General features: G+C 68.5%; 12 protein-coding genes and 1 pseudogene. 8 read left to right on the top strand and 5 right to left on the bottom strand.

Translation table 11 applies throughout. The annotated features are described in order from the left end of the window. The 5 genes and pseudogenes from ON21_RS22160 to ON21_RS22140 form a co-directional block, all read right to left on the bottom strand. Positions 1-474, bottom strand: a pseudogene (locus ON21_RS22160) (tobH protein); the annotation flags it as partial. Between the two features lie 118 nt (positions 475-592). Continuing rightward, on the bottom strand, positions 593-1,969 hold the full coding sequence (locus tag ON21_RS22155) for a phosphomannomutase/phosphoglucomutase (RefSeq protein ID WP_039800362.1): 1,377 nt from the start codon (positions 1,967-1,969) through the stop codon (positions 593-595). 52 nt (positions 1,970-2,021) lie between these two features. Continuing rightward, complete coding sequence (locus ON21_RS22150) at positions 2,022-2,402, bottom strand: DUF3499 domain-containing protein (RefSeq protein ID WP_039800382.1); 381 nt, start codon at positions 2,400-2,402, stop codon at positions 2,022-2,024. Positions 2,403-2,697: 295 nt separating this feature from the next. Further along, on the bottom strand, positions 2,698-3,177 hold the full coding sequence (locus ON21_RS22145) for a metallopeptidase family protein (protein ID WP_168434228.1): 480 nt from the start codon (positions 3,175-3,177) through the stop codon (positions 2,698-2,700). Between the two features lie 121 nt (positions 3,178-3,298). Beyond that, positions 3,299-3,532 carry a WhiB family transcriptional regulator gene (locus tag ON21_RS22140; protein WP_029901515.1) on the bottom strand — a complete coding sequence of 78 codons (234 nt, stop codon included), beginning with the start codon at positions 3,530-3,532 and terminating at the stop codon, positions 3,299-3,301. Between the two features lie 491 nt (positions 3,533-4,023). Between ON21_RS22140 and cofD the strand changes: the two genes are divergently transcribed. From cofD to ON21_RS22100, 8 genes are all read left to right on the top strand, one after another. Continuing rightward, positions 4,024-5,022, top strand: a complete 999-nt coding sequence (gene cofD, locus ON21_RS22135) for a 2-phospho-L-lactate transferase (protein WP_051021204.1) — start codon at positions 4,024-4,026, stop codon at positions 5,020-5,022. After that, positions 5,019-6,365, top strand: a complete 1,347-nt coding sequence (locus tag ON21_RS22130; protein ID WP_039800361.1) for a coenzyme F420-0:L-glutamate ligase — start codon at positions 5,019-5,021, stop codon at positions 6,363-6,365. The genes cofD and ON21_RS22130 overlap by 4 nt, the downstream gene beginning before the upstream one ends. Positions 6,366-6,399: 34 nt before the next feature. Then, entirely contained in the window at positions 6,400-6,918 is a 519-nt protein-coding gene (locus ON21_RS22125) for an NUDIX hydrolase (protein WP_039800360.1), read from the top strand. A 177-nt stretch (positions 6,919-7,095) separates the two neighbouring features. Then, a complete protein-coding gene (locus ON21_RS22120) occupies positions 7,096-8,343 on the top strand; it encodes an alkane 1-monooxygenase (RefSeq protein ID WP_039800359.1) in 1,248 nt (415 codons plus the stop codon). Next, positions 8,340-8,513, top strand: coding sequence for a rubredoxin (locus tag ON21_RS22115; RefSeq protein WP_039800358.1), 174 nt, complete (start codon positions 8,340-8,342; stop codon positions 8,511-8,513). The genes ON21_RS22120 and ON21_RS22115 overlap by 4 nt, the downstream gene beginning before the upstream one ends. Further along, positions 8,510-8,692, top strand: a complete 183-nt coding sequence (locus ON21_RS22110; protein WP_039800357.1) for a rubredoxin — start codon at positions 8,510-8,512, stop codon at positions 8,690-8,692. Before ON21_RS22115 ends, ON21_RS22110 begins: the two co-directional genes overlap by 4 nt. A 40-nt stretch (positions 8,693-8,732) precedes the next feature. After that, positions 8,733-9,353, top strand: coding sequence for a TetR/AcrR family transcriptional regulator (locus ON21_RS22105; protein WP_039800356.1), 621 nt, complete (start codon positions 8,733-8,735; stop codon positions 9,351-9,353). A 191-nt stretch (positions 9,354-9,544) separates the two neighbouring features. After that, entirely contained in the window at positions 9,545-10,681 is a 1,137-nt protein-coding gene (locus tag ON21_RS22100) for an alkane 1-monooxygenase (RefSeq protein ID WP_306307708.1), read from the top strand. The last annotated feature ends 19 nt before the right edge of the window (positions 10,682-10,700 follow it).

Raw genomic sequence — 10,700 nt, 5'->3', positions numbered from 1 at the left:
GTATCCCAGCACCTGCACCCGGGGCTCCAGGACGGCGGCGCGTCCGGCCGCGGCGGCGCGCAGCGGCCCCTCGTGCGGCGCGGCCACGACCACTTCGGCGCCGCGGCGCAGCGCCCGGTCGACGGCATCGATCAGACGCGGGTCGCCCGCGTCGTCGCCGGAGACCAGGACGACGTCCAGCGGCCCCACCCACGGCGGCAGGGCGGCGGCGGGTACGACGGGTAGGCCGGCACGGTCGCCGAGCGCGGCCACGAGCAGTCCGGCGGCGCGTGCGGCACGCCCGGAACCGGAGACCAGCACGACACTGCGTGGTCGTAGATCGGCCAATCGGGCCAGCGCGTCCTCACCGACGGCCGCCGCGGTAGCGCGGACCTGGGCGCCGCCGGAGGCAGCCGAGCGAAGGGCGCCGCCTGCGTCGGCGGCCTCGAGTGAAGCGGCATCGTCGAGGTCGAGCACCGGTGTTCCAGCGATCATCGGGCGTCCCACCTCCCCTCATCGCGCTGTGTCTTTTCCGCCCCCGCGCCCACCCGGTCCAGCTGCCACACCGAGACCGAGACGGGCGAATCCAAGGCCTGTGATTCCACTATTCCAGTCAGGAGCGCACGATGCTCAGGATCTCGGTCACGAGTGCGTCTACTTCCTCCGCCGATCGGGCCTCGACGTTCAGCCGGAGCAACGGCTCGGTATTCGACGCGCGCAGGTTGAACCAGGCATTGTCGGCCAGTTGCACGGTCACCCCGTCCAGCCGGTCCACCGAGTGCGCCCGGTCGGCGAAGGCGTCCACCACGGCAAGCGTCCGCTCCGCGGCGTCGGCCACGGTGGAGTTGATCTCGCCGGAGGCCGCGTAGGTGGCGTAGGACGCCATCAGTTCCGACACCGGCCGGTCCTTCTCGCCCAGTGCGGCCAGCACGTGCAACGCCGCGAGCATTCCGGAGTCGGCGCCCCAGAAGTCGCGGAAGTAGTAGTGCGCGGAGTGCTCGCCGCCGAACACCGCTCCGGTGGCGGCCATCTCCTGCTTGATGAACGAATGGCCGACCCGCGTGCGCACCGGCGTTCCGCCCAGCTCGTGCACCAGTTCGGGTACCGCGCGTGAGGTGATCAGGTTGTGGATGATCACCGCGCCGGGCTCCTTGGCCAGCTCGCGCTCGGCGACCAGGGCGGTGATCGCCGACGGCGCCACCGGGTCGCCGTTCTCGTCCACCACGAAGCAGCGGTCGGCATCGCCGTCGAAGGCCAAGCCGATGTCCGCGCCGGATTCGCGGACCAGCTTCTGCAGGTCCACCAGGTTCGCCGGGTCCAGCGGGTTGGCCTCGTGGTTGGGGAAGGTGCCGTCCAGCTCGAAGTACAGCGGCACGATGGTCACCTGGGGCAGCGTGCCCAGCACCGCGGGCACCGTGTACCCGCCCATGCCGTTGCCCGCGTCCACCGCGATGGTGAGCGGACGGATACCGCCGAGATCGACCAGGCCGCGCAGGAAGTCGGCGTACTCGGTGAGCAGGTTCAGTTCGGTCGCGGCGCCCCGCTCGCCCGCGTAGGCGGGCACGCCCTCGACGAGCTCGTCCTTGATCGTGGCCAGACCGGTGTCCTGCCCGACCGGGAGGGCCTTGGCGCGGCAAAGCTTGATGCCGTTGTAGCGGGCGGGGTTGTGGCTGGCGGTGAACATGGCGCCGGGGCAGTCCAGGCGGCCGGAAGCGAAGTACAGCTGGTCGGTCGAGGCCAAGCCGATGTGCACCACGTCGAGACCCTGGCCGAGCGCGCCGTCGGCGAAGGCGGCCGACAGTTCCGGGGAGGAATCCCGCATGTCGTGCCCGATGACGATCCGGTTCGCGCCCTCGGCGCGCATCAGGCGTGCGAAGGAGGCGCCGACGTCCCTGACGAATTCCGCGTCGATCTGATCACCGACCACACCGCGAACGTCGTAGGCCTTGATCACCGCGTTCACGAATTCGGCAGAGCGGGCGACTGTCATGCCCAACACCCTAGTGGTTGCGCCGGACCGGTCCGACACCGTCCTCGCCGGATCAGGACGGCGGGTCGGGCAGCACGCGCAGATGGCCGCGGCGACCGGTTCGTGTGGTACGCGGCGGCGGGGGAGCGTAGTCCCGATAGCCGCGCTGCTCGCGCTCCGGCGGGCGGCGGCGCAACCCGGCCTCCCGCACCGCCTCGGCGAGCGCGGTCAGATCATCGTCATCCGGTGTGCTGGAGGAGAATCCGCCTTCGTGGCGAACCAGTTCCCAGCCCTTCGGAGCGGTGATGCGTGAGCCGTGCGTTTCGCAGAGATCCCAGGAGTGCGGTTCGGCGACCGTCGCGAGTGGTCCGACCACTGCCGTCGAGTCCGAGTACACATAGGTGAGCGTCGCGACGGCCGGATTCTTGCAGCCTGGACGGCAGCAACGACGCATGGGAATCACGCCGATGAGAGTAACCCCCCTGGCGCGTCGATGGGGACAGACACGCTTGAAGAATCTCGGTCCGTGCGTCGCGGAACGAAGGCAGCACGACGTTCCGCAGGGCCGTGACGGGCCCCGCGGTGGTCTCGACGACATTCCTCGGACGCGCGGGCAACGGTGCGCGGCGCCGGCGGCGGCGTGCGCGGGTTCCCCTGGGTACCCAGCTGTCGGCCTGCCTACACGCGGTTGCGCCCGCGCTTGCCCCGCAACAGCATTCGACGGCCGCCGCCGAGTGGATGGGTGCGATTCACTCCGCTTCCGGATCGATCACGTCCGGGTCGACGCCGAGGTAGGTCGCGACCTGCTGGACCAGCACTTCGCGCAGCAGGTCCACCAGGTCGTCGGGGTCGCTCGCGCGCAGCTCGAGCGGCTTGCGGAACAGCACCACCCGCGCCCTGGTCGCCGCGCCGTGCCGATCGACGCCCGCCGGGATGAGCCGGGAGAGCGGAACCGGGCCGTCGGCGACCACCTCGTCCGGCCAGGTGACCGAATCGGGATGCAGCGGACGGATTTTCGGAACGTCGTCGACCGCGATGTCGAGCTTGGTGAGCCGGTCGTGCCAGCGGGAGTCCAAGGGGGCGAACGCCTCCAGCACCAGCCGGTCGAACTTCTGGCCTCGGGTCCGCCAAGCGGGCACGGTGGGCGGCAGCATCGGCCCGCGCACTCCGCGGCCGCGGCGGATCACCGACCGTGCGGTCGGCGGTCGACGCTTACGGGAACGTGCCATGAGAGAAAATCTAGGCCAGTCGGCTCCGGTCGTCCGCACCGAGGCGGTCGGAGATCGTCCGGTGTCGCGCGTGCCCGGAGCGCCACGGTGGACGGGCGGCTCCGGGCATCGCGGATGTCTGTCAGCCGATGCCGCGCTTGAGGCGGCGGCGCTCCCGCTCGGAGAGGCCGCCCCAGATGCCGAAGCGCTCATCGTGCGCGAGCGCGTATTCCAGGCACTCGTCGCGCACCTCGCAACCCATGCAGATCCGCTTGGCCTCACGGGTCGAGCCGCCCTTCTCGGGGAAGAACGCCTCCGGATCGGTCTGCGCGCACAGGGCGCGCTCCTGCCACTGCTCTTCGATGGACTCGAACATCTCGTCGAAGCCGGTCACGACCAGGCTGAGCCGGGGCGCTGTGACTCCGTCACCCCCCTCTTGGTCCTTCCAGCCGCCGTTATCTGCGCAGACGCCACGTGCTGCGCCTGCTGTGGAATCGGTCGGCGAGACCATCTCATTGGCCATCGCTCCGCCTCCTCACTGTGTGTTAGCGCAGAATGATTCTTTCCGTCGGACCAACACGCGCACCGACGGCCATACCCCGCGACGTTGTCCCGCGGACGTCCCCGAGCTTGTCACACCGATGCGAACGTCTGTTCGAAAAGCCGTTCGCGCGTAGATCTCTCGCGCGAACCGGAATGACATGTCTGTGATTAGACACGCCGGACGCGTCGATGGTCAAGCCGCCGTCGCTATTCCGTTACTATCCGCAGCCGCATTCCGAGTCCGCCTTGTGATCTGCGATAGCAAATGTATAGCAAATTTGCCGCGAACGGGAGCCTTCGCGTCAGCGCATAGGCTGTGCGGATGTGACTGGACAACAAGCGGACGCCACGCTCGCGAACGGACCCCGGATCGCCGTGCTGGTCGGCGGTGTCGGTGGCGCGCGTTTCCTGCAGGGCGTCCGGGAGCTGCTGCCCGAGGCGGATGTCTCCGCGATCGTGAACGTCGGCGACGACGTCTGGATGCACGGGCTCAGGATCTGCCCCGACCTCGACACCTGCATGTATACCCTCGGCGGCGGCATCGATACCGAGCGCGGCTGGGGCCGGGTCGGCGAGACCTGGCACGCCAAGGAGGAGCTCGCGAAATATCACGCCCAGCCGGACTGGTTCGGCTTGGGGGACCGCGATATCGCCACGCATCTGATCCGTACCGAAATGTTGCGCGCCGGATACCGGCTCTCCGCGGTCACCGAAGCGCTCTGCAACAGGTGGCAGCCCGGCGTGAAACTGATCCCGGCAACCGACGATCGCTGTGAAACGCATGTCGTGGTGTCGGATCCGGACAACCCTGGCGAACGGCGCGCGATCCATTTTCAAGAGTGGTGGGTTCGCTACCGCGCGAACATCGACACCCATGGATTCGCCACAATTGGCGCCGATGAAGCCAAACCTGCCCCAAATGTGATCGATATCATAGAATCCGCCGACGTGGTCCTCCTCGCGCCGTCGAACCCCGTCGTGAGCATCGGCGCCATCCTCGCCGTGCCCGGTATCCGAGGCGCGCTGCGCACCACCCCCGCGAAGGTGATCGGCGTGTCCGGGGTGATCGATGGCAAGCCGCTGCGCGGTATGGCCGACGAGTGCCTGTCGGTGATCGGGGTGGAGACGACGGCCGAGGCGATCGGCCGGTACTACGGCGCCCGCTCGGCCACCGGGATCCTGGACGGCTGGCTGATCCACAGCACCGACACCGCCGACGTGCCCGGTGTCGAGGTGCGTAGCGTGCCGTTGTTGATGACCGACCCGCCGACCACCGCCGAAATGGTGCGTCAGGCATTGGATCTCGCTGGAGTCGCCCTGTGAGCACACCGACCGACCACGCGGCCGGAGAGCTGCGCATCCTGCCCGTCACCGGGCTGCCCGAATTCCGGCCCGGCGACGACATCGCCGAGCACATCGCCCGCTGCGCGCCCTGGCTGGCCCACGGTGACGTACTGGTGGTCACCAGCAAGATCATCGCCAAGGTCGAGGGGCGCATCGTGGAGGCGCCGCTGGACCCCGAGGAACGCGACGCGGCCCGGCGCAGGTTGGTCGACCAGGAGGCGGTGCGGGTGCTCGCCCGCAAGGGCCGCACTCTGATCACCGAGAACAAGCTGGGCATCGTGCAGGCGGCATCCGGCGTGGACGGCTCGAACGTCGAACAAGGCGAGCTCGTGCTGCTGCCCACCGACCCGGACGCCAGCGCCAAGGCGCTGCGCGCCGCGCTCGCGGAGCGGCTGGGCGTGACGGTCGCGGTGGTGGTCACCGACACGATGGGCCGAGCCTGGCGCAACGGGCAGACCGACGCGGCCATCGGCGCCGCGGGACTGCGGGTGCTGCACGACTACGCGGGCGCGGTGGACGGCCAGGGCAACGAGCTGTTCGTCACCCAGGTGGCCGTGGCGGACGAACTGGCCGCCGCCGCGGACCTGGTCAAGGGCAAGCTCGGCGGCGTCCCGGTCGCCGTGGTCCGGGGCCTGCCTATCGTCGACGACGGATCTTCCGCCGCCGATCTGCTGCGCGGCGGCACCGACGACCTGTTCTGGCTGGGCACCGCGGAGGCCATCGAGCGCGGTCGCAAGGAGGCGATTCTCCTGCGTCGCTCGATCCGTCAGTTCTCCGACGCTCCGGTCGATCCGGAACGGATCCGGTCGGCGGTGTCGGTCGCGCTGACCGCGCCGGCTCCGCACCACACCCGCCCCGTGCGGTTCGTGTGGCTGCGCACGCCGCAGGTGCGTGCTCGGCTGCTCGAGGCGATGGCGCAGAAGTGGCGCGACGATCTGACCGCGGACGGGCTGCCGCCGGAACGGATCGAGCGCCGCGTCGCGCGCGGGCGCATCCTGTTCGACGCACCCGAGGTGATCATCCCGTTCTGCGTGCCGGACGGCGCGCACGACTACCCGGACGAGCGCAGGCGGGCCAACGAGCGCACCATGTTCACCGTCGCGGTGGGCGCTGCGGTGCAGGGTCTGCTGGTCGCCCTGGCCACCGAGGGAATCGGCAGCTGCTGGATCGGGTCGACGATCTTCGCCCCCGAGGTCACCCGTGCGGTGCTGGGCGTGGACGAGGACTGGAGTCCGCTGGGCGCGGTCGCCATCGGCCACCCGCTCGAGGAACTGACCCCGCGGCAGGCGGCGGGCGCGGGCTCCGGGCTGGTCGAGCTGTGAAGCGTCTCGGATCCGCGGTGCGAGAGCGTCACCGATGAGCGCGGAATCACTGCACGCTTCGGCCACCGAGTTGCTCGAGACATGGTGCCCGGCAACGGATCCGGAGCGATCGCTGCGAGAGGCGATGCTGGCGTTCCTCGGTTCGGCCCCGCGTGGTTGCCTGCGCGAGCACGCGCCGGGCCACATCACCGCCTCCGCGGTGGTCTTCTCCCACGACGGCCGCGAGGTACTGCTCACCCTGCATCCGCGCGTCGGGCGCTGGATCCAGCTCGGCGGCCACTGTGAGGAGCGGGACGAGACGGTCGCGGGCGCCGCGCTGCGCGAAGCGACCGAGGAGTCCGGTATTCCGGACCTGCGGCTGGAGCCCGGGCTCTACGGCGCTCAGGCCCACCCGATCACCTGCTCGCTCGGTGTCCCCACCAGGCACCTGGACCTGCTGTTCCGTATCACCGCACCCGCGGGCGCGATCCCGGTGCGCAGCCACGAATCCACCGACCTGCGCTGGTGGCCGGTGCATGCCCTGCCCGCCGACGCCGACGTGCTGTTGCGCTGAGTCGGCCTCAGCCCCCCGAGCCCCGGCCGGAGTCACCTCCGCCGGGGCTTTTCTCCATCCAATCTGCGGTTTACAAATTGACCAATTTGTCTAGACAAGAGACAAATGTCCGTCTATCGTCCAGAAGTGAGGTAATGCACGTCACACGTGGCGTGCCCTTCGGGAATGGAGACAACGATGTCGACGCACGCCGACACGTCCGCGCAGCCGGTCGAGGCACCGGACTGGCGGGATCGCAAGCGCTACATGTGGCTGTGGGGTCTGTTCGCCCCGGCCGGCCTGTTCCTCATCGGTCTGCCGCTGATCTGGGGACTGAACGAGCTGGGCTGGCACCGTCTCGCGCAGGTGCCGTTCTGGCTCGGGCCGATCCTGGTCTACGTGCTCATCCCGATCGCGGACATCTTCTTCGGCCCGGACGGCAACAACCCGCCCGACGAGGTGATGGAGTACCTGGAGAACGACAAGTACTACCGCTACCTCACCTACCTGTACCTGCCGTTCCAATACGCCACACTGGTGATGGCGGCCTATCTGATCACCGCGGACAACGTGAGCTGGCTCGGCATCGACGGCGGGCTGCAGTTGGTGGACAAGATCGGGCTGGCGATCACGGTCGGCATGATCGGCGGCATCGGCATCAACACCGCGCACGAACTCGGCCACAAGAAGGTGGACCTGGAGCGCTGGCTGTCGCGGATCGCGCTGGCCCAATCCTTCTACGGACACTTCTACATCGAGCACAACCGCGGCCACCACGTGCGCGTCGCCACCCCCGAGGACCCGGCGAGTTCCCGTGTGGGCGAGACGTTCTGGGCCTTCTGGCCGCGCACCGTGTGGGGCAGCCTGAAGTCGTCCTGGCAGCTGGAGAAGGCCCGGCTGGACCGGCTCGGCAAGAAGCCGTTGAGCCTGCGCAACGAAGTGCTCAGCGCGTGGCTGATGTCGGCGGTGCTGTTCGCGGCCCTGGTCGCGGTGTTCGGCATCGAGTTGCTGCCGTATCTGATCCTGCAGGCCATCATCGGGTTCAGCTTGCTGGAGGCGGTCAACTACTTGGAGCACTACGGCCTGGTGCGGCAGCGCACGGCGAGCGGCCGGTACGAGCGGCCCGCGCCGGTGCACAGCTGGAACAGCGACCACATCGTCACCAACATCTTCCTGTACCACTTGCAGCGGCACAGCGATCACCACGCCTACCCGACCCGGCGCTACCAGACGTTGCGTAGCTGGGACGGTGCGCCCAACCTGCCGAGCGGCTACGCCAGCATGATCCTGCTCGCCTACTTCCCGCCGCTGTGGCGTCGTGTCATGGACAAGCGCGTGCTCGCGCACTATGGCGGCGACATCACCCGGGCCAACATCGATCCCGGCAAGCGAGAGAAGGTGCTCGCGCGCTACGGCTCGGCTCGGGCGGAAGGGGACGCGGCGTGAGCGCGTATCGCTGCCCCGTCTGCGACTACGTCTTCGACGAGGCGAAAGGCGATCCGCACGAGGGCTTTCCGCCGGGCACCCGGTGGGAGACGGTGCCCGACGACTGGTGCTGCCCGGACTGCGGCGTCCGGGAGAAGATCGACTTCGAAACGATAGGGGCCACGAAATGAGTGAGTACAAGCTTTATCAGTGCATCCAGTGCGGCTTCGAATACGACGAAGCCGAAGGATGGCCGGAGGACGGCATCGCGCCGGGAACCCGCTGGGACGACATCCCCGACGACTGGACCTGTCCGGACTGCGGCGCCGCCAAGGCGGATTTCTACATGGTCGAAATCGAACGGTCGTGAGATTTTGACTGCGGCAGGCGCCCGTGACAGTGTCGCGGGTATGCCGCGTACCGGAGCCAGGATCCCCTACCAGGAGGCCGCGCGGGACCTGCTGCGGACGTCGGTCCTGGACGCGATGCGCGAGCTGCTCACCGAGCGGGATTGGTCCAAGATCACGCTCGGCGACGTCGCGGCCAGGGCGGGCGTGAGCAGGCAGACCCTGTACAACGAGTTCGGCTCGCGCGGCGGACTCACCCAGGCCTACGCCCTGCGCCTGGCCGACTTCCTGGTCGATCACGTGGACGCCGCCATCAACGGCAACGTCGGTGACGTGCGCGCCGCGTTCCGCGACGGCATGGCGAACTTCTTCTTCGACGCGGCGTCCGACCCGCTGGTGCAGTCGCTGGTCGCAGGTGAGGTGAAGCTGGATCTGCTGCGGCTGATCACCCTGGATGCGGCGCCGTTGCTCGAGCACGCGACCGAGCGGCTGTCGCGCGCCTTCCAGCACAGCTGGGTGGCGTCGACGGCGGCGGAATCCGACCTCATCGCGCACGCGCTGGTGCGGATCGCCCTCAGCTACATCCCCACTCCGCCCGGCCCGGGGCGGGACGCGCCCGCGGAATTGAGCGCGTTGTTGAGTCCCTACGTCGAAGCGATCCTCGCCGCGCGGGTGCAAAGCTGAGCCCGAGTGAGCAACCGGCTCGCGACTGGCGCATATGCAGCACATTGAAAACCGACTGCACGGCTTATGATAGCGATCACGTCTCAACCGACAACATGGTTGTAACGGAGAACAAGTCAGCAAGTATTCTCATGCGACGGTGTTCGGGTCTTCTTCGAGTGGGGCAAAAGTTGCAAACGGTTGGCAAACCGGTGGGATCGCCCGATCCCAAACGCCTTCTGTGGGTCCTCGGCTTGCTTCCGCCTGCGTCCGCGTTGCTGCCGTCGCAATTGGTGCTGCACACCGGACTCGACGTCTTCTGGTGGATCGGCCCGATCATCGTGCTGATCGTCATCCCGGTGCTGGACTGGTCGATCGGCGTGGACGGCACCAATCCGAAGGACGAGGACTACGAGCGGCTCTCCAACGATCGGTACTACCGGTGGTGCACCTATCTGATGCTCCCCGTGCAGCTGATCGGTTTGGTGATCGCGAGCTATATGTGGGCCGGGGACGAACTGAGCGTGGTCGACAAGCTGGGTCTGGCCGCCACCCTCGGATTCGTCAGCGGCATCGGCATCAACGCCGCTCATGAGCTCGGGCACCGGGTCGAACGCCTGGAGCGCTGGCTGGCCAAGATCGCGCTCGCCCAGTCCGGTTACGGGCACTTCTTCGTCGAGCACAACCGCGGCCACCATGTGCGGGTCGCGACGCCGGAGGATCCGGCCAGCGCGCGCCTCGGCGAGTCGCTGTGGGAATTCTTGCCGCGCAGCGTGTCCGGGAGTTTCCGCTCGGCGCTCGGCCTCGAACGCGAGCGGCTCGCCCGCAAGGGCAAGGGCTGGTGGAGCGTGCACAACCACATCCTGCAGGCCTGGTCGATGACGCTCGTACTGTTCGCCGGCCTGATCATCGCTTTCGGCTACCAAGTGCTGCCCTGGCTGCTGCTGCAGGCCGTGATCGGCTTCGGTCTGCTGGAAACGGTGAACTACGTCGAGCACTACGGCCTGCTGCGGGCGCGCCGCCCGAACGGCATGTACGCCCGCTGTTCGCCGCGCGACAGCTGGAACAGCGACCATCTGGTCACCAACATCTTCCTGTTCCACTTGCAGCGGCACAGCGATCACCACGCCAACCCGGGCCGGCGCTACCAGACGCTGCGCACCTCCGAACAGGCCCCGCAACTGCCCGCGGGCTACGCCGCCATGATCGTGCTGGCCGCCGTCCCGCCGCTGTGGCGGCGGGTGATGGACAACCGCGTCCTCGCCCACTACGGCGGCGACATCACACTGGCGAATATTCAGCCGCGTAAGCGGCGCCGCATGCTGGCAGCGCGTGGCGTCACGGCGTGAGCCGGATCCGAAGCCGGTT

The sequence above is a fragment of the Nocardia araoensis NBRC 100135 genome (assembly GCF_000308435.1).
Lineage (GTDB): Bacteria > Actinomycetota > Actinomycetes > Mycobacteriales > Mycobacteriaceae > Nocardia > Nocardia araoensis.
This window is presented reverse-complemented; position numbering and strand designations above follow the sequence as displayed.

Bases quoted from the DNA above. Each gene is read 5' to 3' on its own strand.
- ON21_RS22145 (WP_168434228.1), bottom strand. From the start codon at position 3,177: ATGGCACGTTCCCGTAAGCGTCGACCGCCGACCGCACGGTCGGTGATC.
- ON21_RS22110 (WP_039800357.1), top strand. From the start codon at position 8,510: ATGAGTGAGTACAAGCTTTATCAGTGCATCCAGTGCGGCTTCGAATAC.
- ON21_RS22105 (WP_039800356.1), top strand. From the start codon at position 8,733: ATGCCGCGTACCGGAGCCAGGATCCCCTACCAGGAGGCCGCGCGGGAC.
- ON21_RS22150 (WP_039800382.1), bottom strand. From the start codon at position 2,402: ATGCGTCGTTGCTGCCGTCCAGGCTGCAAGAATCCGGCCGTCGCGACG.
- ON21_RS22120 (WP_039800359.1), top strand. From the start codon at position 7,096: ATGTCGACGCACGCCGACACGTCCGCGCAGCCGGTCGAGGCACCGGAC.
- ON21_RS22155 (WP_039800362.1), bottom strand. From the start codon at position 1,969: ATGACAGTCGCCCGCTCTGCCGAATTCGTGAACGCGGTGATCAAGGCC.
- ON21_RS22125 (WP_039800360.1), top strand. From the start codon at position 6,400: ATGAGCGCGGAATCACTGCACGCTTCGGCCACCGAGTTGCTCGAGACA.
- ON21_RS22140 (WP_029901515.1), bottom strand. From the start codon at position 3,532: ATGTTCGAGTCCATCGAAGAGCAGTGGCAGGAGCGCGCCCTGTGCGCG.